Source organism: Rhodococcoides fascians NBRC 12155 = LMG 3623, from assembly GCF_001894785.1.
Classification (GTDB): domain Bacteria; phylum Actinomycetota; class Actinomycetes; order Mycobacteriales; family Mycobacteriaceae; genus Rhodococcoides; species Rhodococcoides fascians.
On record NZ_BCWW01000017.1, the window covers coordinates 1 to 25154 of the forward strand.

The following is a 25154-nucleotide window of genomic DNA, read 5'->3' on the forward strand; positions in this document are numbered from 1 at the left end:
CAATGCGCTCAGCCGCTGCGGTGACAGCCGGCCGAGGGCGGACGGGGTCTGGGTCAGAACCGAAACACTTTCGTTCACAAGTAGGTCATGAAAGTCGGTGGCAGAGTTGGCCGTGTCCTCAGAGGCTATGACTAAGCGGCCACCGTGCAGCAGAGCGCCCCACATCTCCCACACCGACACATCGAACGAGTACGAATGGAACATCGACCACACCTGTCCTGGCGACAATTCGGACGTCCGTGCGGGTCTGGTGAACAGTTGCGTCACGTTCTGGTGGGTGACCGAGACGCCTTTGGGTGTGCCTGTCGTTCCTGAGGTGTAGATGACATAGGCCGTCAGTTCTGGATGGGGGAATGGAAAGGTGACAGTGGGAGGTTCGACGGTGACCCTGCCCCCGAGGGTCACGACTGCCACTTTGCTCTCATCGACCCGGTGCAATTGCGCTACCGTTGTCACTATTGCTGCTGGTTTGGCGTCTTGTAGAACGAATGCCAGGCGCTCGTCAGGGGTGTTGATGTCGATCGGCAAGTAAGCAGAACCCAGCTTCAGCACCGAAAGTATGGCTATCACAGTGTGTTCCGAACGTGGCAGCAACAGTGCAACAACGTCCTCTACTCCCACCCCACGCCCAGCCAACAAATGAGCCAACTGCGTCGATGTGTCGTCCAACTCCTGATACGTCCACGACCGACCCTCGAACACCACCGCTATGACGTCCGGCCGCACCCTCACCTGCTCGGCGAACAACTCCGGAATCGACACGCCAGCAACGGACTCCGTCACAGCCGACCTGTTACCCAGTACGTCCAGCTGCGTCAGCTCATCCTCACCCAGGATGTCGAACGAAGCCAAAGGACGATCCGGGCCCGCCGCCATCGCAATCAATAGTGTCTGGAGCCATACCAGGATTTGCTTGGCCAACCGCTCGTCGAGGACCGCCATGCGGTATTCCAGCCGCACCCTCAGCTGTGGACCGGGCCAGATCTGTAAGGCGATTGGATAGTGAGTGAACTCGCGACTTGAGGCTATGCGTACGCTCAGTCCGTTTGTCTCGAGCTGCCCGCCGGACATCCTCAGTGGGTAGTTCTCGTAGACGAAGAGGGTGTCGAACAGTTGTTGATGTCCCGCGGCGCGCTGGATATCGGCCAGGGCCACGAACTGGTGGTCTAGCCCATCGTGGTAGTCGTCCCGCAGCATGCCGATCAGTTCAGCCGTGGTCGTCGTCGCGGTCAGGGATGCTCTTACCGGGACGGTGTTGATGAACATGCCCACCGCCGACTCGCTGCCGAACAGTTCTGCTGGCCGCCCCGATACGGTAGTGCCGAAGACGACGTCTCCGCTGCCAGTCAATGCGCCCAGCAGACGGCCCCAGGCGGCCTGTAGCACGATGTTCATGGTCGTGTTTTGCGAGCGAGCCAACTGCTCAACAGAACGCGTGACGTCGATAGGGAGGTCGACTCGCAACAGCGATCGCGCATCAGTGAAGCGATCTCCTGGATCTAACAAGGTCGGCGTTTGAAGTCCCGCCAGCAGCTTCTGCCAATGCCGCCGCGCCGCGCTCCAGTCCTGGGCGGATAGCCACTCGACGTAATTTCGGAAGGTGGGCGCGGGTGCCAGAGTCTCCCGTTCGTAGACGGCGAACATCTCTTTGAGCAGAATCTGGATTGACCAACCGTCCACCACGATGTGATGGACGGATAGCACCAGCGTGTGCTTATTCGTCCCAGTCTGATGAAGGAGAATCCGTAGCGGTGCCTCATCTACGAGGTTGCCGCAGGCGGCGAGCTCTGCATCCAGCAGCCTCTGATCGCACTCGTAGCCGTTAACTACCGTCCACGGTATGTCTGGGCGTGTCGGAATGATCTGCACCGGCTCGGGGAAACCCTCGGAGACGAACCGAGCCATTAGGTTGGGGTGGCGTCCGACGACTGTATGAGCGGCCTCGCGCAAGCGCGGCACGTCGAGTACGCCAGCAATCTCGATACCCAGTTGCACGGTGTACAGCTCTACGGGTTCATTACTGCCGGAACGGCGATGGAAAAGCAGCCCGGTTTGAAGCGGAGTCAGCGGGAGAAGGTCTGCTGGTTCCACGATTTGTGCGAGTTGATCGATCTGCCGCTGATTGACCACCGCCGGCAGGACGTCGGAGGGAGTCAGTCCTCCGCCGCCGTTCTGCACGTACGCCGCAATTCCAGCTAGAACGTCATACCAGCGCGCGTACAGCTCGGTGATATAGGAGCGATCCACCTGTGTGCTCGTCCAACTCCAGGACACGTGTAGTTCTGACTGCGAACCTTCGGCTAGCACGGCTGCATTGATGCCGACTGTGTGCGGCAACAGCATCGAGCGGGAACCAAAGCGTCGAGCATCAGGCGATTCAGTCGGTCCGAGGATCCGCCAATCTTCGAGGGGTGCGTCGAGCTGGCTCACGCTGCGCCGGCCGAGGTAGTTGAAGCCGATGGCGGGATCTACGCCAGACAGATTGTTGGTGCCTAGATACTTGAGAAGACCGTAGGTGATTCCGTCGGGGTGGGCACGCAGCTGTTCCTTGGCGTCCTTTATCCAGATACCCATGTCCGAGCCCCCGGTCAGAACAGTGTCACGGTCCATGGGTACGACGTTCAAAGCGACCGGGTGCTTTGCGGTGAACCATCCGACGGTGTTGGTCAAATCGATCCCACTGCCGATTTCATCGCGACGTCCGTGGCTCTCCACGTCGATGCGGAAAGGGACGTCGAAGTGCTGGTGCTGTTCAGCGAGGGCAGAACCGAGTGCGATGAGCAGCAGATCCTGAACGTTGATGTGCAGAGCCGCAGTCACGTCGGTTACCAGCACTTCGGTTAGCTCCGTGTCGATGCTGACCGACAGATGCTCCACATCGCGCCAGATACCAGGAGTCGGGTGCGGGCTGGGCAGCAGGGTGGCAACGGCTTCAATGCGCTGCCAATGCGGAAGCTGGTCAGTGACTTTCCGCTCGGCAGCGTACTGCGCCAACATCGTTGACCACTCACGGAACGAGGTGCCGCTGGCATCCAGGGTAATTTCTCGCCGCTCGGTGAGGCAGCGCCAACCCGTTGCGAGATCCCTTTGGATGATTCCCCAGGAGACCGCGTCGACCGCGAGGTGGTGGACGATGAGCAACAGCTGGCGGGTGCGCTCAGCCCACAGCCCATGCACCATGGCTCCTCGACGCGGGTCAAGACGGCTCAAGGCATTGGCAAACGTGGTATCGGAGAAGTCCACGACGGGGGTTACACAGTCGGCTGCGCTGATCGAGCCTGTTGGTAGGACGATGCAGTTGTCCGCGTCCTCAGTCGGGGCGTTGTCCACCTGCAACCGGAGCATGGCGTGCCGATCGACCAATGCCTGTAGTAACAACACCACGTCGCTGTACTTCGCCTGCTGCGGCCCCTGGAACAACATGGTTTGGTTGAACTCGTCTGTCGGTGCCGTGAGAGATGCCAGCCACCGCATGATCGGCGTTGCCGTGACGGGCCCAGCCTCAGCCGGCCGAAGGAGAGACTGCTCCGGGACCGAGAGCTGGAGAGCGTGGGCAAGTCGTGCCACGGTTCGCTCCACCAGGATGTCGCGGGGCTTGCAGTACAAACCGACTTGCCGGGCCCGGGACACCACCTGAATGGACGAGATGCTGTCGCCGCCTAGATCGAAGAACGAATCGTCGACTCCAACTTTCTCCACATTCAGTACGCGCGCGTAGATGTCAACCAGGCTCTCCTCGAGTGGAGTAGTCGGTGCTCGGTATTGGTTCGATTGTCCTAGTTGAGGTACCGGAAGCCTCTTTTTGTCAAGCTTGCCGTTACTCGTCATGGGCAATGCATCGAGGACCACGACCGCCGCAAGCGACATATATTCGGGCAGCCACGCGTCGGTCAAGCGGCGCAATTGGTTGCCATCCAACTCGCCCGCCCAGTCTGTGTGGGGAACGACGTAGCCGATCAGCCGTTTGTACCCTGGGTGGTCCTCATGGACGACGACCGCAGCCTGTCCTACTCCGGGGGCCGTCCGGAGCACCGATTCGATCTCACCGATTTCGATGCGGTAACCACGAATCTTCACCTGATCGTCAGAGCGACCCACATACTCCAGCTCGCCGTCGTGATTCCAACGAACCAGATCGCCGGTGCGATACATCCGCGAACCCAAAGGGCCGAGCGGACACGCGACGAATCGCGATGCCGTCAAGCCCGGCCGTCGCACATAACCGCGTGCCACACCCCGCCCCGCGACATACAACTCACCAACCACACCGATCGGAACCCGCCGCAAACCGGAATCCAACACAAACAACGCAGTGCCGGAGCCAGCGGCACCGATCGGCACTGCCCCTGTAGGGACTAGCGGTTCGGTCATCGAAACGTAGACGGTGCACTCGGTCGGGCCATAAGCATTGATCACGGCTCGCTCAGGCGTCACCCATCGCTCGATTAGCTGGGCTGGGCACGTCTCTCCCCCGAGTAGAAGTAGCGCGATCGACGGTAGCCCCTCGGGAGACAGCCGTGCCAACGCCGACGGTGTCTGGGTCAGCACCGTTACTTCTTCGTTTACGAGCAGGTTATGGAAATCGGAAGGAGAGTAGGCAACCTCTTCGGGAACCACGACCAGCCGTCCCCCGTGCAGAAGCGCGCCGCACATCTCCCAGACCGCGAAGTCGAATGCGTATGAATGGAACAGCGTCCATACGTGGTGGTGGGGTTCCAGAGTGCCGGTGGTCGGGTCCTCGACATTGGCGAGGCGCGCGATGTGGGTAGCGATGAGGTCATTGACGCCGCGGTGGGTGACCGAGACGCCTTTGGGTGTGCCTGTCGTTCCTGAGGTGTAGATGATGTACGCGAGGAGGTCAGCATTCGGCACCGGCAACGTCGTCGTCGGCTGTTCAGCGACCTTGGGATCCTCGACATCTATCAGTGGGACCCCGGACTTACTGACGCGACCAGCGAGGCTCACCGTGGTCAAAATCGCGGCCGGCGCAGCGTCTTGTAGAACGAATGCCAGGCGCTCGTCAGGGGTGTTGATGTCGATCGGCAAGTAAGCAGAACCCAGCTTCAGCACCGAAAGTATGGCTATCACAGTGTGTTCCGAACGTGGCAGCAACAGTGCAACAACGTCCTCTACTCCCACCCCACGCCCAGCCAACAAATGAGCCAACTGCGTCGATGTGTCGTCCAACTCCTGATACGTCCACGACCGACCCTCGAACACCACCGCTATGACGTCCGGCCGCACCCTCACCTGCTCGGCGAACAACTCCGGAATCGACACGCCAGCAACGGACTCCGTCACAGCCGACCTGTTACCCAGTACGTCCAGCTGCGTCAGCTCATCCTCACCCAGGATGTCGAACGAAGCCAAAGGACGATCCGGGCCCGCCGCCATCGCAATCAATAGCTGCTGCCACCGAGCCGCCATGCGCTTTACGGTCTCGGCGTTGAAGATGTCGGTGCGGTACTCGACGATTCCGCTGATCCCATCGGGCTGACCGTCCGCAGTGAACCGCTCGCGCAGGCTGAATGCCAGGTCCATTCGAGCGGCTCCGATGTCGACTGACGCCGTCTCCACGTCGAGACCCGGCACCGAGATGTCGGGGACCGGGTCGTTCTGCCAGGCGAACAGGATTTGGATCAACGGATGGTGAGCCTGCGTACGGACCGGATTGAGGCGCTCGACAAGCGCATCGAACGGCACATCTTGGTTCGCGAACGCGTCCAGGCTCCGCTCCCGTACCTCCTCCAACAAATCACCGAAGTTCATCTCGGCTGAAACCCGCGTACGCAACACCAGCGTGTTGACGAAAAACCCGACCATGCCGTCAAACTCGGTTCGCCCCCGCCCCGCCGTCGGCACCCCGAACGCCACATCCGCGCTCCCGCTCAAACGCGCCAACAGCACCGAAAGCGCCGCCGACATCACCATGAACGTCGTCGCATTGCGTTCCCGCGCGATCCGCTGCGCCAATTCATGGAAATCCGCGGGCAGGTCGACGACGACTCGACCCCCATTCGTGTCGGTCTCCGCCGGGTACGACCGGTCCGTGGGAAGCTCCAACCTGCTGGGTAGATCTTTCAGGGCGTGTTCCCAGAATTTCAACTGCCCGGCGAGCACGCTTTGCGAATCCGCTTCGTCACCCAGCAGAGCGTGTTGCCAAAGCGTGTAGTCGGCGTACTGGACGGGAAGTGGCGACCAGGAAGGCGACTCGCCCGCAGCGCGGACTCCGTAGGCGCTCCATAGGTCACGCAGGAGCGGAGGAAGTGACCCCCCGTCGACTGCAATGTGGTGCATGACCACGACCAGACGATGGTCAGTGGCAGACACGACAAACAGCGCCGCGCGGAAAGGAAGGTCTTCGGCTAGGTCGAAAGCATGCTGACCCCGAACACGCGCTGCGTCGGATATTTGAAGTTCCGTCCAGGTGGTGGCGTCAATGATGTCCCAGTCGAAGTCAGTCTCAGCTGCAAGGACACGCTGCTCCGGCACACCAGCCACCGCTGGAAACACTGTCCGCAGACTCTCGTGCCGCTCCACAACATCAGCGATCGCCGCGCGCAGCGCACAGACATCCAAAGAACCGGTAATCTGAATCAGTAGCGGTATGTTGTACGTCGCCGACTGCCCTTCCATCTGGTGGATGAACCACAGCCGACGCTGAGCGAACGACAACGGCAATCGCTTGGGACGAGCTACTGGGACCCATGCCACGCCGCCACCCGGCGATCCACCCACCAACCGTGCGAACCCCGATACCGTTGAGGCTTCCCAGAGCGCCTTCACGCCGATCGATGAATCAAACGACTCCTGCACGGCCGCGATCACTCGCATCGCCGATAGCGAATTTCCGCCGAGGTCGAAGAACGAGTCGTCCACCCCTACCCGCGGTAGGTCCAGCACACGCGCAAAGATTTCAGCCAAAATTCCCTCAACCAAGGTCGACGGATTTCGGTAGGATCCGCCTGCGAACTCTGGATTCGGCAATGCCTGCTTGTCTAACTTGCCGTTGACCGTAAGCGGTAGGTCATCGACGATCATCACCACTGTGGGGACCATGTACTCCGGTAGGTGCGCGGCCACATCACCACGCACCACAGCACCATTTACTTTTGGACCGGTCTCCGCAGGTACGACGTAGCCGATCAGCTGCTTGCCCGAACTCGAAGACCTCACCACGACCGCGGCGCGCTCCACCCCCGCGACACGGGAAAGAGCAGCCTCGACCTCACCCGGTTCAACACGAAAACCACGGATCTTCACCTGGTCGTCCGAGCGGCCCACATACTCCAGCTCGCCCTCGCGGTTCCACCGCACTACGTCACCCGTCCGGTACATCCGCGAGCCCGGCGGGCCGAGCGGAGAAGCAACAAACCGCGACGCCGTCAGCCCCATGCGTTTCAAGTAGCCCAGGCCGACACCATGACCTGCCACATACAACTCTCCGACTACTCCTACCGGCACGCGGCGGAGACCGGTATTCAATACGAAGAAGGCAAGGTCAGCAAGCGGACCGCCCACGGGACTGACATGGCTGTCGAGGTCAGAAGAAACGATCCTCCGGAACGATGCGTGGACGGTGGTCTCTGTGGTGCCGTACATGTTGATCAGGTGCGGCCAGGAATCCAGCTGATCTAGCCAAGGTCGCAACTTCGACGGTTCGAGAGCTTCGCCTGCGAAGACAATCGCTTCTAGACCGCTCAGCCGAGACTCGCCCGGCCGGCGCATGTCGACTGCCTGCAGAGCATAAAATGCTGACGGTGTCTGACTCAGAACGGATACGTTCTGGTCTCGCAGTAGTTGATGAAAGTCGTTGGCGGACTGGGCAATTTCTCCAGGTACGACAACCAGTCGGCCACCGTGTAGCAGCGCGCCCCACATCTCCCATACCGACACATCGAACGCGTAGGAGTGGAAGAGTGACCACACCTGGTTTGAGGACGGCACGAACCCCGGAGCCGTCGAGCTGAACAATCGCGTGACGCTCGCCTGGGTAACGGCAACCCCTTTGGGGACACCGGTGGTACCGGAGGTGTAGATGATGTACGCGACTTGGCCGGCCTCTGGCGCAGGCAGAGCCGTAACCGGCTGCACGGCAATCGCGTCGTCGACATCCACAACTTCGATACCAAAACAGTCTACCCGGCAAGTCAGTTCGGCAGTGGTCACGAGGGCAGCTGGAGCGGCATCGCCCAAGATGAACGCCACCCGCTCATCGGGGTGCTTGATGTCAATGGGTACATAGGTTGCGCCCAGTTTCAACACTGCCAGGATCGCGATTACTGTCTTGTTGGAACGCGGGAGCATGAGAGCAACAACTTCTCCTCCGCGTACCCCACGAACGGCTAGTAGATGTGCCAGTTGCGTGGAGGCCTCGTCAACTTCCCTGTAAGTCCATACCTGATCCTCGAAAACCATGGCGTGCGCTTCCGGCGCTCGATTCGCCTGTGCTGCAAACAGTTCGGCTATGGATATACTGGCGGCAGTCTGAGAGTGCGCAGAACGATTGCCCAGGCGGTCAAGATGAGTGTGTTCGTTTCTGTCTAGTACGTCGATCGAGATGACTGGCTGGTCGATCACGGCGATCATCTCGGCGATGATTCGCCCAAGCCTGACGATCATGGTCTCGACCGATGCAGCGTCGTAGACATCAGAGCGGTACTCGACCACTCCGTCGATTCCCTGCGGCTCGCCGAACTCGGAGTACCGCTCCCGGAGACTGAAGGTCAAGTCCATCCGGGCCTGTCGAGAAATGGTGGGTACCGCCTCTGCCAGCACCCCCGGCAAGTCCAACTCCGTGGAGATCTGGTTCTGCCATCCGAGCATGACCTGGACCAGTGGGTGATGCGATTGTGACCGAGCAGGTTTGACGAGATCCACCAGCGCGTCGAACGGGACATCCTGGTGGGCCAATGCGTCCAAAACCGCGTCCCGTACTTTTTGCAAGAGGCGACGGAACGTCGAACTGGCAGACACATCAACGCGGAGCACTACTGTGTTGGCGAAGAAACCGACCATCTCCGCAAGATCAGCGTCACGTCGGCCCGTAGTTGGAACACCGAAAGCGACATCGGAGGTGCCGCTTAGTTCGGACAACAGCACCGCCAGCGCCGTCGAAATCACCATGAAGCCGGTAGAACGATGCTCCCGGGCCAACTGTCGCACCTGCTCTTGCATCGACACGGGCCATTCGATGGGGATTCGATTGCCTCGATAGTCGGCCACGACCGGATAAGGGCGGTCGGTTGGGAGCTCAAGCCGCCCCTCGTATCCGGCTAGCGTGTTCTTCCAGTAAAGGAGGTGCCGGCTCAGCGCACTGTCGGGGTCGGACTCGTCGCCGAGCGACTCACGCTGACGGAGCGTGTAATCCCGATATCGCAATGGCAACGGCACCCAGGCAGGCACCTCTACGCCCACATGGGCCCTGTACGCCAGCCCGACGTCGCGTACGAGGGGCGTGAGGGACTGGCCGTCTGACGCGATGTGATGCATCAGGAGCACCAATACATGCTGATCGGCCGATAGTCTGAAGAGCTGCGCTCGGAACGGAATCTCAAAGCTGAGGTCGAATTTGTATCCCACTGCCTGTGCGACTGCATCGTTCAACGCGTCTGTCGACCACCCTGACGCTTCGACTACGTCCCAGCCGAAGTCTGCGTCGGCCGAGCCAAGAACACGCTGCTCCGGCACACCCTCATGGGAGGGGAAAACAGTCCGCAAACTTTCGTGTCGACTCACGACATCGCCGATTGCCCTGCCCAGCGAATGAACACTGAGCTCACCAGTCAGGCGTAAGACCAGAGGAATATTGTAAGTTGACGACAATCCCTCCAACTGGTGGATAAACCACAGCCTACGCTGCGCAAAAGACAACGGGATCAATGCTCAACCCTTTCAGCGCCCAGCAAAACACTTCCTTGCGAACCACTCGGGTGACCACCCTCAGCGTTAGATTCAGACCCGAAATATTTCATCAGCAAGCTACAACAAGTCGACGAGCTCGGCCGACATAAATTCGCGCATCCCGATGGCCCCCGAAACCAAACCGAAGTACCGAGATGTAAGTTCGGGCGAATTGGCAATGGCATGCAGCATGCGCAACCGGGACTTCGTCGGTTGAAGCTTCGCCAGGGCGAGAGTACTCATGTACGGCTCCTCTAGAACAGCTCCTGTCGACAGTGCAAAGTGCACCATCGCCTCATCTACTGCGACCGAGTTCCCGACATCCACCCCGGAAATAGAATCGGTGAGCAGGTCGGCTTGAATCAGCGCATTGGTGATGCCGCGGGCGCTGATCGAGTCAAGGTGGTGAGCCGCATCCCCCGTCAATGCCCAGCCCGGACCGTGCGATTTACGGAAATAGTTGCGTTGGTCCCCCGTACCCCACCACCGATCCACTCGGTCGAGTGCCATAATTTGTTCGTATAAATCCGGCGCTGTCGATTCGATCGCGGACAAGTACGCCCTCTGCGGGTCCCGCCGAACGACCGAGAATTCGCTCTGCGGCAGGTAAGCTGCCACAATTGTCAGGTCGTCATGTGTTGGAATACGGGCTATCCAGCGGCCGACTCGCTCATGGAATCCGAATCCTGTTCGCAAGCCTTGCCAGAAGGTGTAGTACACGCAGCTTGCTATGGGTGCCGATCGGAGGATCGGTGCCTGAACAAGTTCCGCGACCTTTGATCGCATACCGTCGGCCCCAATAACCAATCGAGCAGACACCGATGTGGTCGAATTTCCACTCCGGAGGCGAACTCCGGCGACGCGTTCGTCGTGCCAAATCAATTCTAGGACCGACGTCCGATCCGAGAACTCCGCGCCCGCTGACACGGCAGCTCGAATGAGTAGATCGTCGAGTATGTACCGCCGTGGTGCGTAAGCGGCATTAACACCGTCCTTCGCCGGGGTAGCAGCGATCAGACTCAGTCCATCCACATCGTGACTAATAGTGCCCAAAGGCGGACAACCGGAGGCCACAACATCATCGAGCATCCCCCACTGTGCGAGTCTCACGACCCCAGGGTGCTGGATATACAACGTGGACATGGTGTCCGCCGGAAAGGAGGCCCTATCGACCAGCAGAACACTTCGCCCCTGTCTGGCTAACAGCAGTGCCACCGAAGCGCCGGCACATCGCGCCCCAACAACAACAACGTCGTAATCCATTACCAACCTTCTGGCTTTCTCTGGCGATGACACCGACTTGGTCACGTTCGCCGGTCGGCTCTTTTGCCGGATTTTGGTCCGGAAGCAATCCCCCGGAATCCCAACTTCATTCCGAAGGTAGAACGATTGACCTGCTCGACGAGTCGGAATGGCGGCGGACAAGGTGCGTGAGAGCAGTAGCACAATTTATAAACTCCGCTTGCATCCGTAAACCGATGAACAGACCAGGCCGAAATGGCTGAGCCGGTGCGAAATTGAAGGTTTACAAATGGCGGGCACGGAATGCTCTTTTGGCGCAAAAGGCTCCCGGGCCGTGGGTTCCGTCGGTGCGTCCGACATGTCCCCATCAGAAGTTGTTGTAGTCACCATGGCTGTACTCCCGCATGAACGAAGCTAGTTCTTTGCCTCGCCCGGCGTGGTTCGCGCTGAAGTGGTCCGCCACCCGTCGCCTGGTCTCGAGGTTCTGCTCCTGGCTGAGCTTGAACATGCCATCCGCCGATTCCACCTCAAAACTGAATGCACCCACAGCCGGACCGATCCTTCGGTAGTGGTCCAGCGAACTGTCCATCTCCCACCCGCTGCCGAATTTCTGCTCGTACGTACTGACTGTCAATTGAACGACCTTGAGCGTCTCCTCGAAATCGGCAACAGGTTGCAGCTTTCCTCGGAGATGTACCGAGACGTAGTTCCAGGTCGGTGCTACAGAATCGCGTTGGTAGACACTTGGGGTGACATACCCATGAGGCCCGGTGAAAATAAGTTGGGCATCCGCACCGTCGACGAGCGAGTCCCAGTGGGGATTGGCCCGGTTCATGTGCCCAAACAGTGTCGATCCTTCTAAGTCCTCGCTCTCTGAAGGGGCGCAGGGAGCACAGATGACTGGCAAATGGGTGGCGTACGGGGCCTTGGGGCCGTTTGAGATCAGAGCCGCAAAAGGGTACTGCGCAACCACGCGGCGCAGCCATGTCCGATCACTTGCCTTGTAGATCCGGGGGACGTACATGGTCATCTCCTGAGAATGGATTGGGCGATTTCACCGGATCTGACTGCAGTGTTGGACAGGAGACCAGCAGAAAGTCCATGGCTGTGTTCGGTACTGGCACCGTGCACATAGATACCGGCGCGCACCGCATCCGACGTCGTCACTCGGTAGTCGCGTCCCACGCTGAGCCGTCCCTGCTCGTCGTGCTTACATTCGCGCATCAGGCCCTGGAGTAGCGGTGCCGGGTCACTTGGCCGGTAGCCGGTGGCGTAGACGATCACGTCTGCTTCGATGGTATGGGTCAGACCGGTGGCCGAGGATGTGACCTCGACCCGTACGCCGTCTGTGTCCTCGTCGACGGATGTGACGCGCGAGGTGTTGATCATCCGTAACCGCTGTTTGCCCAGGACCTTCTCCTGGTAGCTCTTGAGATACAGCGACTGTGAAATATCGAGATCGACCACTGAGTAATTGGTGTTGGCGTGGTATTCGAGGAGCCTCTGCTTCTCGTCGGTCGGAGCGGAGAAGAACCGGTCAACTCCCTCCGGATCGAAAATTCCATTCGCATACGGGCTGTCATCGGCGACGCTGTAGCCGTAGCGGGACAGGACGGTGTGCACATTGGCGCGAGGGAAAGTCCGATGAAGGTAGTCAGCAACTTCGGCGGCACTTTGGCCAGAGCCCACGACGACAAAATTTTGAGGGACGTATGTAACTGCGGCTGCTCTGCCCAGCAGTTGGGAGCTGTGCCAGATCCGCTCAGATCTGTTGACACCATCGGGAAGTCGAGGCGTCAAACCCATTCCGATCACGATGTTCCGCGCCCGCTGAACAACGTCATCTGGGCCGACTACATCGACGTACTCCACCACGCCATTCTCGACTACTGGTCGGATGTCTTTGATCTCGGACCCGTACGAGACGTTTGACTGAAATTGGCTAGCTGCCCACTCCAGGTAGTCATGAAACTCCACCCGCAGTGGGTAGAGAGTTTTGCTGTTGATGAACTCAGCAATTCTCTCTTTCTCTCGGAGGTAGGACACAAACGTATACCGACTCATCGGATTGCGCATGGTGGCAAGGTCTTTGAGAAAAGAGACCTGCATGGTCGCATCCTCCATGAGCATCCCACGGTGCCAGCCGAAACGAGGCTGGAGCTCGTAGAACTTCATGCTGAACTTTGCCGGCACCGGTCCGGGCTGGATGGACTCTTGAAGAGCTATCGCGAGAGCGAGGTTGGAGGGTCCAAAACCGACCCCAACAACGTCCGCGACGGACGAGCCTGACTGTGCTCCCATCGAGCTACGACCTAATTTCGTTGTGGTAGGCATCGGCTGGGATGCCCTCAACCGAATTGGTCGTTCCCGGCCGCATAGTTGGTCCGACATTAGTTGTCTGGCTGCGGTTTTCGGCCTGAGCAATGGCGAGTGACTTGGGGCGCAAATCGGTCCAGTGGGTGTCGACGTACTCCAGACAAGCAGTCCGCTTGGCCTCGCCGAACACTCTTGACCAACCGGCCGGGACGTCGATAAAGACCGGCCAGAGAGAGTGCTGCCCCTCCTCGTTGGTGAGAACGAAATAGCTGCCGTCTTCATCGTCGAACGGATTGCTCATGGTCCTCGCTTACTCGGAGAGTTGCAGTACGCCTGCTGTGCATTTCGGTACCAGTCGAGTCTGCCTAGCAGCGAATACGTTGGTCCCCTTTGTGGCACGAAGGGAGTAGGTAATACCTCAGAAAACTACAACTTTGGATGTAGTTTTAGCGAAGACAAGTCCGGGCAGAAACCTTCGTGCACTGCGACAGCTAGGCTCCGGCTGTGTCAGATGGGTGGTCGTATCGGTGTGAGTCGGTCAAGCACGGCACACAGGTAGGTCGTCCTGGGGGCGCGTCGAGTCCCGCAAGAAATGCATGGTTGTGCTTCGTGGAGGCCAGACCGCAGGTCCAAGGTGTCTATCTGCTTCGATTCGCGGTTGGAATTGCCGGCGTATCAGCGACTGCAGGGCCTGTCGGTGTCGGACAATTAGCGGCCGGCGCGTTGACCTGGTGGGCCGTCGTGATATCGACGTACTTGTTCAATGGTGTGACTGACGTCCTTGAGGATGTGGCAAACGCGTCGCAGCGACCGATTGCGCGGGGGGAACTGGCAGTCCGTACAGCCCGGTGGGTCAGCGTGGCTACGGCGATCACAGCCCTGCTGATGGCTGCAGTTGCGGGGCGCGAGATGTGGTGCTGGACCTTCGCCTTCCTGACGCTTGGGTGGGTGTACTCGGCACCGCCACTGGCTGCCAAGCGTTGGAGTTTGTCTTCTTCTGTAGTGATATTCGGCCTCGGCTGGGCAAGTTATGCTGCCGGAGCGGCCGCCGGCGGCGGAGGATTTGGGCGTACGGAACAAGTCTTCTGCGCATCGATGGCAACATGGATGGCGTTGGTGGGAGCGGTCGTGAAGGACCTATCCGATGCCCACGGGGACGCCATTGGTGGGAGGCGCACTCTGGCAGCGCAACGTGGACTCAGCTCTGCACGGCGGCTGGCCATATTCGGAACGACTGTCGTTGGAGTATGCGCACCGATCGCCTCACTGCTATGGGCACCGCTCGCACTGTTCGGAACATTGCCGTTGACTGCTGGAGCTCTCTGGGTGATGGCGCTATGCGCGCGGGCGAACGACTATGACCTGAAGGCACGGCGCTGCGGGTACCGCGCTTTCATGGCCACCCAGTACGCAGCAAACCTCGCGATGCTCGGCACCCTCCTGGTGCGCGCGGTATGAAATTGCGGGCCGCTAGATGCGGCTGCCGAATAGCCTGTGCAACGCGTCCATACGGGACGACGCCCCAAGTTTCAGATAGGCGTTGGACAGATGCCGCTTGACTGTGAGCTCTGAAATATTCAGAGTGCGAGCGATCTGCCGGTTGGTCATCGCGAACGCCACAGCCTCCAAGACTTCAAGCTCCCGGTTGGTCAAAGATGCGTCTGACGCGGCCTCAAGCACTCGAAGTTGCCTGTCCCTCAAATGGCCTCGGGTCTCCTCGTAGCTGAGCATGCCCGTGTGAAGGCGGCCACCGGCAGCAAGGCGAAAAGCGGCGTTGATGCGTCTCCAGACCCCAGGTCGGTGTGTCAAGGGTGCCTCTTTGGCGGCCAGCTCTATTGCAGGCTCAAGGGATGACCACAGAATCTCCACAGCTCGCACGGACTCCGAAGCCGGTATTGCCTGTAGGGCTCGATGCGAGCCGAGCAACCGGGTGTACTCGTCTGGAATCGCCGACCGAGTAGTCGAAGACGTGGGAAGGCCTAATGCATCTACGCACTCGTTGAGGATTGCCAGTGCTTGGCGGCGGCACTGTGACCACACCCCCGGATTGATCCCGAGGGGACTATTCTCGCGTAGCAAAGTGGTTCTGTACGCCGTCACTACCTCTGGAATCGCGGCCCGTAGCGACGCCGCAGCCATTGCGTAAGGCATATGTTCCCCGAACTCCTGTTCCCTAGCCCAGGATACAAGACCATATGGTCCGTTGCCGTGCAATAGCGAGCCATGGATGCGTTGAGGGTTCGACCTACTGTTTCGTGTAGATGAATGTCAGGCTTCGTGAAGGTCTTGACGTCACCGGGTGGGTAGGCGGAGCAGAGCGGTCACTGCTTCCGGAGCAGAATCTATCGTGTTGGCCAATCGTTGCTGTACTGCTCAGAGACCGTCTCGTGGTCACGATAGAGCTGTTTACGTTTGCGCTTCGAGAGGCGGTCGCCGAAAACGATACCGTTGATGTGATCGGTTTCGTGTTGGAAACAACGCCCGAGCGTGCCGCCTGCGTTGAGTTCGATCTGGTTACCGTACTGGTCCTGTCCTCGACAGATAGAGAACTCTGGCCGTGCGAGGTCGGTGTATGCGCCGGGGAGGGACAAGCATCCTTCACCGAAATCGATGAGGTGTCGATCGTTTCCTTCGGCGAGTTCGACTACCGGATTGCAGACGACACCAGTTCGCCGTGTCCCGGTCTCGTCACTGCAATCGTAGATGAACACCGCAAGGTCGATGCCTACCTGCTGAGCGGCGAGGCCGGCACCGTCCGCAGCAGTATTGGTCGCGAACATATCGGCAAGCAGACTTTGCAGATCAGGACCGAAGTCGGTCACCGGTCGAGCCGATGTGTGCAGGACAGGGTCGCCCCATCGGACGATTGGTCGAGCATTGCCGAGGCGCAGAAGTTCAGAGACAGGCATGACTCGTATGCTCCACCCTGGCTACGTTAGAAGCAACCGATGAGGTTTGTTTTGGGCGCGTATCACGTTTTGTGGCCGTCATCATGGTGCGGAGTGGCTCGACGAGAGCATCCGATCGCGCAGGGCCCATGACAAGTGACCGTCTCTATTCCGATTCTTCGCCGGTGTCGATGGCTCCGTCGATGGGTCCGGTCTGGGGGTCTTCGGCTTGGACGGCGCGAAAGTCGGCGCGCGGCATGATGTCTGGATGAAATTGCCATGGTGCGCGGCGTTCTCGTCGGTGTGGTGGCGGTGAGGCCTTTTCGGTGGGCATGTCTGTTTGTTCCTTTCGCTGATGGTCAGTCCGTGTCGATGTCTTCGAGTTGCACGACGAGCCTTTCCCTGACCCTCTGACCTGGTCGCTCGTAGGGGACGAAGTGCGAGTTGACGACTCGGTAGCGGGTGCCCCGTGGGAGGAGGTGGCTCGTGTCGTCGCCCTTGTCCGATGCTCCGAGGTACAGCCCTCGTGTTGTTTGGATCTCGAATACGGCGTCCGTCGGATGGCTGTGTGCGTCGAGTTCGTGGATCGAGTGGCGGGCGCCGGTGAAGCGGTCGAAAGCTATGACCGAGCCGGGTGAGAGGGTCTCGGGTAGCTCGGATGGATGGATGACGGCGTGGGGCAAGCTCACAACGGTGTAGACCAGGTGTCCACGTCCGGACTCACGCTCGTATCGCTGGATTGCGCGGTCGACTCTCTGGATGTGGCGGCGCTGGTCGTCGTCGAGCCGAACTGCATCACCGTTGACATCGGACAATGCGTCGTTGGTGCGTTTCCAATTTTCTGGATCTCCGATCAGTGTGCTCATCGCACGGTGCTGGGCTCGGGGAACGCTCTGCTCGACAGTCCTTTTGGTGGCTGATCGCGCATTGCGCTGGCGGGCGCTGAGGCTTCGACGGAGTTCGATCGCGGCCGGCAGCGAACGTCTTTTTCGTTCGTTCGTGATCGGCGCGGCGGTGTTGCGGGGGAAGGCGCGTTCGAGGTCGCGGCGCGCGCGTGTCAGACCGGGCAGTCCTTCGATGTCGGTATCGAGGCCGCGGGCATGCTCGCGATTCGCGGCTCGGTCGGCGAAGGATGCGTGCGGGAGCACCACCCCTTGCTTCTTCTCCAGCTCTCCGCTGGATCCTCGATCGGGGTCGAACGCGCCCCCGTCTGGGGTGACGCGGTTACGACTACGGCGCGCGGAGGACATCGGACCTCACCCGGAGGGGGTCTTGCGGTCCCGGATACAGAGTCGGTACTGCGGCCCCGCGGGGGGCGGCGGTACCGACTCGACCTGCAGCGCCGCCGAAGTATTCGACAGCGCTGCAGCAAGTGCACGCTCGGCGGACGCCTCCACCGAGCAGTGCGACAGCTTGGGTCATCGTCCCGGCCGGCCGGGCAGGTCGGTTCCGGTTCCTATCGTCCATGCGACATCGACGACGTCGGACAGGGTCCGGCTCAGGTGGCCACAACTCGTGCATACGCCGGGCAGCTTCTGTGAAATCAGATCGAAGAAGTGCTCGTCGCACGCGAGGTGGGCCATGAGCTGTCCGCCGGCGCAGCAATCTTTCATGGCCACCGCCCACCATGCGCCCCGCGGTCCCGCTCCCCCGTCCCTGGGTTCCAGCGCGCAGACGTCGCAGGCCAGCTCGATATGGGTGATCGCGTCGGTTCGGTCGGTGCTCATCGCACAGCCCCCTCTGGTTGTCGACGGGATGTCATGTCAGCTCGCCATGGCGTCGTGCTCGCCGTGCTCGTTGTGGTGATCACTCCGGTGTTCCTCCGACGCCGGTGCGGCATGGTTCTGCTGCCCACTGTCGTGCCCGTGGGGTTCGCCGCCGGTGGCGGCGGTTTCTGCCGGCGGGGTCTGCGTGGGTTCTTTCTTGCTGGTGGCCGGTTTTGCGACTCCCTTCAGTGATGGCCGGACGTAGCCGCCCTTCTTCAGTTGGGCGGTGGTGAAGCCTGCAGCTTTGGCGGCGTCGTAGGCCACGATGAATTCGGCGGTCGAGTCGACATGTTCGGCCTGCGCTTTGGCGACTGCTTCGGCCTTCTGCCGGCTGTTCTCGGCTGCTTCGACAAGGTTGCGCATTGCGGTGAACTGCGGGCCGAGGATCTCGCGGGTGGTTGCATCGGCCTGGTCGGCGGTCTTGGGCATGAGATTCCTTCTTTCATGTTGTGTGCGAGGGACTTTCATTTCCTCTTGGGGAGGAGATTTGTGTGGCCGATCGTGTGGTCAGTTCGCCGGTTCGGTCTCGCCCGCAGTTGTCACCGCGGTGTTGCCGAGACCGCAGAGTTGCGTGGCCGCGACAGCATCACCGCGGGTGATGGGCAAGGCGTATGTCTGCGCCACACGAAGATATTTCGCCGCAAATGCACATGCGAGGTCGTCGTTGCTCGGATGCCACTGAGAAAGCCCACGTTGGGCTCGATGTTCAACTGCCTGCGCGCTGGCGACGATGATGTTGGTCTGTACGTCGCTGACAAAGCGTTGCTGCTGTTCGGGTGCCCATGCAGCAGCACCCAACGCCCACGCCGCGTCCAGCGGGTAGACGTAATCGCTTGCTGCAGCATCTTTCTCAGATGCTGCATCGAATTCGACGGTGACACCGGTGTATGGATCATTCAACACGCCCTGTGCCACAACGCAATTGTCCGTTCCGGCAGCGAATGTGACGGCCTCGAGCTCCGCTGCCAATGCGATGTTCCTGGTGTCGCATCCGTGATCGCTGCCTGGCGGCCGCACGAGAAGTTCCGCCAAGCGCTGACCGTCGGGCCACCTGGCCGTGCTGTCGATATCGTCGACGACGGGCAGGGCGTCGAGAAGGCTCGCAACGGTGATGACGTCGTGGAAGACCTGGGGTGGTGGTGGCGCAGTGTCGGCCTCGTGGTGATCCGTCGTGATCACCACGGCAGCCGCGGCCGCCACAGCGACCATCACGGCTGCGGCAATGGCTGTCCATGCGGTCTGATGTGTCTTCGCCATGATGGCAATCACCTCTTCGGGAGCTGTCGAGTTCGGGGAGGGAAGAAAAAGCAGGACGCAACTGCGCGCAGGCGGATCAGGATGCGACGAGAGTGAGCGCGGTGCCGAGTGCGAGGTACGGGCCCAGCGCGATATGCGACCGTGCAGGCTCGGATCTGATCGCTCGAAGGACCCGCACGACTATCACTCCGACGAAAGCCGTCAGGATCGAGAACACCAGCGCCGCACCGAGGGATGTCCAGCCGACGTAGCCTAGGACCATCGCGAGCGAGACCACCAGTCGCGCATCGCCGATACCGATTCCGCCGCGCAGAAGCACTGCAAGCGCGAAGAACAATATGCCGGCGGCCAGGCCGGCCAGAAGGGCGCGACCGACCGCGCCCCAGGTGCCGTGAACGACACCGGTGAGCAAGATCATTGCTGCAGTTCCGCTGGCGGCCAGATACGCAAGAGCAGTCGGAATCCGTTGCACGCGTTGGTCGATCCACGCAATCCAGGGCACTACCAGAGCCAAGAACAGCATTGCCGCCGGCGGCGCACTCGTCGGAGTACTGACGAAAGCGGAGATGACGCCCCACACGACACCGGAGACGATGACGGGAATTTTCGTCCCCAGCGCCGCCTCGTCGACGGAGATCTCGACCCGTGCACACACCGCGATGACGGTGGTCCGCAGCGCGGCCGACAGAGCTACCCCGACGATCACTGCTATCGCGACAATCGAGACGCGGCCGACAGTCGCAGCAGTTGATGCCTGAGTGCTGGCCCAGGATGCCGACGACGCCTCGATCAAGGCCCATAGGACGCCTGCCGCCAGAGCGACCACGACACTTCTGACGTAGTCGCTACGCAACATCGGCTTCTCGTTCACCATCGGAGCGAGCGGCGTGCACGGCCATCCGGGCACGGTAGCGGACCTTCTTTTTCACCGCTGAGTCGAGATCGATTCCGAGTACGTCGGCCAGGTGCTCGGTTGACCACCGCCGACGGAGCGAAATTCCTACGATCTCGGCTTGCTCTGCAAGAGTGAGCGGCAGTCTCCATTCGCCGCACAGGCGACGGTAGACGGCCGCCTCGTCCACGCCGCGGATGCCTCGGGGCGAATGTGGACGTGCTCGGGGGTCGTCGATTTCGTCATCGTCCCAAGCAAGAGGCGTCGCCCATCCCTGCTCACGGGCTGCATTCCGGACCTGCTCGTCGGGGCCGGGTGTCATGGAGATCTGGTCGTAGACGTCGTTGATGACGGACCAGAGTTCACTGGGGACAACTTGATCCGATGGCAACGTCGAAAGCTTGGGCACCGACAGCCCGGTCAGTTCGGACAGCGCTTGCACCGAGTAGCCCATCGCGACGAGGGCCCGGATCCGTCGCTGAGCTCCGACACCTAAGGTCATCGCCCGTCCCCGGGTGGGGTGGAAGGTGACGTCGAGAATAGCTTTCGAGATGCTTGCGGTGGTCTCGAAGCATTTGTGGTTGGCGACTGTCTCCACATCACTGAGGCTGAGCTTCGTGAGATCGAGGATCATTTGGTCGGGCATACCGCCGAGCCGCAACGACAGCAGGTGGCGGCGGGCGGGTCCGGAGGGTACCGACGAGGCACTCCCGCGGCGGGATGTTCTGTTAGATCCCGCCGCGGGAGTGGAGCGACGTCGCGCACGCGCAGCGTCACTGCCGTCGCTCGTCGGGCCGAAGGAACCACCCCTCGACGTCGTCGAGCGACTCCATGAACCGGTATTCCGGTCAGGATTCATTGTATTGCTATCGGGCACTGCATCACACAGTGCGGGGGAAAGATTGTTTTGCGTACGCGAAACCACGTCGACGTCAGTCATGGTGCATCCCTTTTCAGTTGATGCGGTTGGTCAGACCGCACATCAGATGTTGGGGACACTACCTCGCGGGAGTGCATCGCGTCCAGACCGTCGGGTCGTTTTTCTTCGGTGATGAGAGTTCCTCGGTCGTACAGTCCGCCTGCCGCGACGCCGGTATAGCTATCTGCCTCGGCTCTTGTGCGGCATGCGACGAAGGCCGCGAGCGGGCAGGTCTCGCACGATTCGAGGAGATGCGCTGCAGCGACGGTTGCTTTCCGGCGCCGTTCGAGACGTGGGATCCGTGACTGCAGCAGCTCTGCGACCGCCGTTTCGCGGGCGGCCCAGTTGCTGTCTCGGACACACTGACCGAGCGGCATCGTGAACGATTCTCTGCTCGCGATCGCGCGTAGTTCTGCGCGGCGACCACTGGTGGCTTTCGTTCTCATCCCCGGTCTCCTCGGTGCAGTCGAGCCTGTCGGGCTGAGTAGGCCGAGCGGCCGGCGCTGATCGCGACGGCACCGAGGGCGACGACGACGGCGAGAGCGATGATCAGTCGTCGACCGTCGAGCCCGGCACCGTCCGATGCTGGGATCTGCACCATCGGGGATGCCTCGCTGGCGATCAGAATGGAGTGCTCGACCAGCCAGGCGATTGCCGTCGACCACCACAGGCCTGCGGATCCGAGAGCCATGGTGGCTGCGAGTGGGGCGATCCAGATCAGCGCCATCTGATCGTCGTCGGAGAGGGCTTTGCTGTTGTTGCCGTGTTGGGACATGTGGTTGTTCCTCTTCTGATCGTGTGTGTCGCAGAGTGATTCAGGTGGCGAGGGCAAGGGGGCGACGAACTTGAACAGTCGCGTCGAGAGGAATGTCGAGCACCCCCTCGTCGTCGCCGTCGCCACGCCAGGTCAGCCCGACCATGTCGTCACCCGACTCGTCTCCGTAGATGTCGGGTTCGTTGTCGACGACGACCCAGATCCCGGCGTCCTCGTCGAGGAGAACTAGGTCGCCGGCAACGAGGTCGACCGGAGCAGTGTCTTCGGATTCGCCGTAGCCCTCCCAGTCGTCGACGTCGGTACCGGCGTCGGGGACCACCTGCAGGTGCGGGCGGTCCTTGTGCATCGGAGAGCCCGGGACGCCGGACACGGCTTTTTCTTTCGGCGTCTGCGCGTCGGGCTTGGGCTGGCGAACGGTGGGGGTGTCGAGATTGAGCATTGCCATCGGCGACGATGCGCGACGAGCTGAATCACTGTCCGCGCGCGTCTTTCGCCTGGCGACGGGATCGAGATTGGGATGGTCCGACGCGCGCGCCCAGGGCGCGCCGGAGACGTGATGGAAACGGATCTCTTCGTCGCCGTCCACGGTGCCGCCGGGATCCGGGTCGAGGATCACCAACCGCTCGTGCCGCACTTCGAGAGGACGCAGGCGGTCCAGCACCGCTGCGTCGTCGGCCCCGGGCTCAGTCTTGCGGGGGTCGGGAGTGAAGTAGGTCTGAATTTCGACCGCTTGGTTGTGGTCGTTGACACTGGTCGCCCGCCCACGACATCCGCGCGGGATACCGACTCCAGTGGTTGCCGATTCCCACATCATCAACGCGCCCTGCGGACTCAGACGGCCCATCGATACGCGCTGGCGAAAGTTGTCTCGCATGTCGCCGCCGAAGTACTCGGCATCGGGTCGCTGCGTTCCCAGCACCATGTGGCACTTCGCTGTGCGGCCTTTTCGTCCGATCGACGCCACTTCCTGGAGGGTCTTCGGCTTGGTGGGATCACCCTTACCTTTGATGCTCGAGTACCAGTTGAGCAGGTTGCCTCGGAAGTCGGCGTACTCGTCGATGAACAGAACGACGGGCTCAAAGTCGGCCTCGGTAGCTTCTCCGTTGACGATCAGCGAGTACCGGGTTTCCATGAGATTCCAGAACCGATAGATGACCGCGACCTGGTGCTCCATGTGGCTGGCGACGATCTGTACATTCGGCCAGTCCTGGAAGCCCAAGAACTCGACCCCTTTTCCGTCGACGACCCATACCGGCCAACCGTGCGCGGTGAGCTGTGTCAGCAGGGTGTGTGCGGTGACGGTCTTTCCGGTTCCGGATGCACCGACGAGCATGAAGTGTGGGTCGATCGCCGGCCGCCACACCATGGGGTTGCCGTCCTCGTCCTCGCCGTACGAAATCGCGACCGAGTCGTAGTCGGAGTGCGCGAGGTCGCCGAGATCGGTCGTGGATTCCGCGTCGCCGAGGCCGGCCGGGTTGTAGAGCTTCTTCGGAAAGGTCGGGCGCACCTCGAAACGCACCCAGTCCGTTTCGAGGTTCCAGCGAGCACGCCACCGACCGGGCAGATTGACGCTCACTACTCGTTGTACTCGGGCCCGATAGCCCTCGGACTCGAGTCGATGTCCGACCTCATGGGTGGCTTCGACAGCTACAAGATCCCCGGTGCTCGGGTCCGTCTCGTGTCTGGTGATCTTTCCGGTCGGCCCTAGCAGCGCGAGAATCGTGCGCGTGGCTTTGACGAGTTCGGGCGAGACATGCGTCTCGGAGACGGACCGTGTGTCCGGGACGAGAACGAGACGGCGTTTGCGTGTGTTGTGCTTCTGGATCCGGTACCGGCCCCAGCTCTGCTGGGAGAGCAATTCGACGACGCGGGGCTCCCACTGTTCGTCGAGAAGGAGCGCGGCCGACTGGTAGCGGACGGTGATTCTGCCCGGACGGCCGGGCCACTGGCCGCTCCACCGAGTCGCCGTCAGGACATCACGGGTCGGCGGTGACGCGGTCAGCCGGCAGAGCTGCTCGATCGCACGATCGGTCTCTTCGGCTCGGATCGTGGCGCGATAGCCGTTGTAGCTGACGGCCGCGCCCGCGCCGACGCCGAGTGCTGCTCCACCCCATGCGATCGCTGTGTCGAGGTTCAGGATCGGGCCCAGTGCTGCCGACACGACTCCACCGGCAACGTAGAGCACACAGTTGCGGATCCACGGATTGTTCTGGGGGTCGAGCGAGGGTGCATCACGTAGCGACCGGTATCCGTCGAGGGGTGCCTGAGTCGGGTTGGGTAGCGCGCACATCATGCATCCCGGGTGATCGTGATCAGGATCCCGTCACCGGAAGTTGGGCGCATCGTTGCGGTCAAGGCCACGCTGCGTCGGCCGACTTCGTTGTTGAGATGGGTCGGGTTGTAGTCGAGGGTGAAACGGCACGCGGCGTGAGGCTGGCAGTGCGCAGCGCGGAGAGCCGCATCGACAAGTCTGATCAATCGTTCGTCTTCGGTGTCGACGAGCAGGTTGCTCGAATTCCACTCGACGACGAGCGACCAGACCTCGTCGGTGGTTGCGAGGGTCACGATCCGGTTGGTGGGATCGTCGAGCCTGAGGGTCTCGATCCGAGCGAAGTTCGGCAGCGCTCCTCGATCGATGACAGGACTCAGGGGGCCGGCCGTAGATCGACTGCTCCTCGAACGTGCCCTCGCTACGTGTAGTCGTGTCGGTGCGCTCATGGGGACTCCCTGTCTCGTCGTGCCTTCTCGAGAACAGGTAGATCCAGGTGCGTCGACTTCTGTGACAGCCGCGGTGAATCTTTTTCCGACAACCTTTCATCTCGCGCTGCAGCGCATGCGTTCATGGCCCCATCAGTGGCGCACCGATCGGTCACCAGTGCTCTATCGGTGAGGGTGCGATTGGGGACGGGCAAGTCGCGTTCCGTGTTGCGACTGACCGTCGCGGGAACAGCTATGTGCGCTCGACACCCCTTGACATGGGGGGTACGCTGCAAACGGCGATGCGAAGCGAGTAAGGCTTGCAGCGACCTTCCCACATCCGGGGCATATAACCACCAATTCGCGGCAGCATCGGCGCCTCATCAACTGCTCATCGGATGCGGTTCGATTCCTCTCTTACGCACCCTCGGGCAACGTCCATCCGCCAACCCCAGCGTCGGCGTGACTGCCACGAGATTCGGTATACGCAAGCCACCCC

The 25154-nt window shown here is 61.0% G+C and carries 19 protein-coding genes; 1 reads left to right on the plus strand and 18 read right to left on the minus strand.

Annotated features, from left to right (window positions below):
• The 5 genes from RFA01S_RS24595 to RFA01S_RS27345 all read right to left on the minus strand — a co-directional run.
• Window positions 1–9882, minus strand: a 9882-nt coding sequence (locus RFA01S_RS24595; RefSeq protein WP_139278537.1) for a non-ribosomal peptide synthetase, incomplete at its 3' end; no start/stop codon positions are given.
• A 99-nt stretch (window positions 9883–9981) separates the two neighbouring features.
• Window positions 9982–11166, minus strand: a complete 1185-nt coding sequence (locus tag RFA01S_RS24600; protein ID WP_015586168.1) for an NAD(P)/FAD-dependent oxidoreductase — start codon at window positions 11164–11166, stop codon at window positions 9982–9984.
• A 346-nt stretch (window positions 11167–11512) separates the two neighbouring features.
• Window positions 11513–12175, minus strand: a complete 663-nt coding sequence (locus RFA01S_RS24605) for an FMN-binding negative transcriptional regulator (RefSeq protein ID WP_202902192.1) — start codon at window positions 12173–12175, stop codon at window positions 11513–11515.
• The gene (locus RFA01S_RS24610) at window positions 12172–13479 is read right to left on the minus strand and encodes a lysine N(6)-hydroxylase/L-ornithine N(5)-oxygenase family protein (protein ID WP_441344164.1); all 1308 of its coding nucleotides are present in this window, start codon (window positions 13477–13479) and stop codon (window positions 12172–12174) included. The genes RFA01S_RS24605 and RFA01S_RS24610 overlap by 4 nt, the downstream gene beginning before the upstream one ends.
• Window positions 13451–13762, minus strand: a complete 312-nt coding sequence (locus RFA01S_RS27345) for an MbtH family protein (protein WP_015586165.1) — start codon at window positions 13760–13762, stop codon at window positions 13451–13453. The genes RFA01S_RS24610 and RFA01S_RS27345 overlap by 29 nt, the downstream gene beginning before the upstream one ends.
• Window positions 13763–14070: 308 nt before the next feature.
• Here RFA01S_RS27345 and RFA01S_RS24620 point away from each other — a divergent pair, with 308 nt between their 5' ends.
• Window positions 14071–14919 (plus strand): UbiA family prenyltransferase, encoded by an 849-nt coding sequence (locus RFA01S_RS24620; RefSeq protein WP_015586164.1) that lies wholly within the window; start codon window positions 14071–14073, stop codon window positions 14917–14919.
• Between the two features lie 12 nt (window positions 14920–14931).
• Here RFA01S_RS24620 and RFA01S_RS28455 read toward each other — a convergent pair whose 3' ends face one another.
• From RFA01S_RS28455 to RFA01S_RS24680, 13 genes are all read right to left on the minus strand, one after another.
• Window positions 14932–15612, minus strand: coding sequence for a helix-turn-helix transcriptional regulator (locus RFA01S_RS28455; protein ID WP_015586163.1), 681 nt, complete (start codon window positions 15610–15612; stop codon window positions 14932–14934).
• Between the two features lie 191 nt (window positions 15613–15803).
• Entirely contained in the window at window positions 15804–16370 is a 567-nt protein-coding gene (def, locus tag RFA01S_RS24630; RefSeq protein ID WP_015586162.1) for a peptide deformylase, read from the minus strand.
• Window positions 16371–16515: 145 nt separating this feature from the next.
• Window positions 16516–16683: a hypothetical protein gene (locus RFA01S_RS27955; RefSeq protein WP_155289036.1), complete on the minus strand. Its 168-nt coding sequence runs from the start codon at window positions 16681–16683 to the stop codon at window positions 16516–16518.
• A 25-nt stretch (window positions 16684–16708) separates the two neighbouring features.
• Complete coding sequence (locus RFA01S_RS24635) at window positions 16709–17599, minus strand: hypothetical protein (RefSeq protein WP_015586160.1); 891 nt, start codon at window positions 17597–17599, stop codon at window positions 16709–16711.
• Between the two features lie 168 nt (window positions 17600–17767).
• A complete protein-coding gene (locus tag RFA01S_RS24640) occupies window positions 17768–18076 on the minus strand; it encodes a hypothetical protein (protein ID WP_015586159.1) in 309 nt (102 codons plus the stop codon).
• Window positions 18077–18112: 36 nt separating this feature from the next.
• The gene (locus RFA01S_RS24645; RefSeq protein WP_015586158.1) at window positions 18113–18544 is read right to left on the minus strand and encodes a hypothetical protein; all 432 of its coding nucleotides are present in this window, start codon (window positions 18542–18544) and stop codon (window positions 18113–18115) included.
• 78 nt (window positions 18545–18622) lie between these two features.
• Window positions 18623–19372, minus strand: a complete 750-nt coding sequence (locus tag RFA01S_RS24650; protein WP_015586157.1) for a hypothetical protein — start codon at window positions 19370–19372, stop codon at window positions 18623–18625.
• Window positions 19373–19448: 76 nt separating this feature from the next.
• A complete protein-coding gene (locus RFA01S_RS24655) occupies window positions 19449–20228 on the minus strand; it encodes an A24 family peptidase (RefSeq protein ID WP_015586156.1) in 780 nt (259 codons plus the stop codon).
• On the minus strand, window positions 20218–20898 hold the full coding sequence (locus tag RFA01S_RS24660) for a hypothetical protein (RefSeq protein WP_052049379.1): 681 nt from the start codon (window positions 20896–20898) through the stop codon (window positions 20218–20220). Before RFA01S_RS24660 ends, RFA01S_RS24655 begins: the two co-directional genes overlap by 11 nt.
• Window positions 20899–21200: 302 nt before the next feature.
• Entirely contained in the window at window positions 21201–21629 is a 429-nt protein-coding gene (locus tag RFA01S_RS24665) for a hypothetical protein (protein WP_015586154.1), read from the minus strand.
• A complete protein-coding gene (locus RFA01S_RS24670) occupies window positions 21626–21958 on the minus strand; it encodes a hypothetical protein (RefSeq protein WP_015586153.1) in 333 nt (110 codons plus the stop codon). The genes RFA01S_RS24665 and RFA01S_RS24670 overlap by 4 nt, the downstream gene beginning before the upstream one ends.
• Before the next feature lie 40 nt (window positions 21959–21998).
• Window positions 21999–24251 carry an FtsK/SpoIIIE domain-containing protein gene (locus RFA01S_RS24675; protein WP_015586152.1) on the minus strand — a complete coding sequence of 751 codons (2253 nt, stop codon included), beginning with the start codon at window positions 24249–24251 and terminating at the stop codon, window positions 21999–22001.
• Window positions 24248–24676, minus strand: a complete 429-nt coding sequence (locus tag RFA01S_RS24680; RefSeq protein WP_015586151.1) for a hypothetical protein — start codon at window positions 24674–24676, stop codon at window positions 24248–24250. The genes RFA01S_RS24675 and RFA01S_RS24680 overlap by 4 nt, the downstream gene beginning before the upstream one ends.
• Between the last annotated feature and the right edge of the window lie 478 nt (window positions 24677–25154).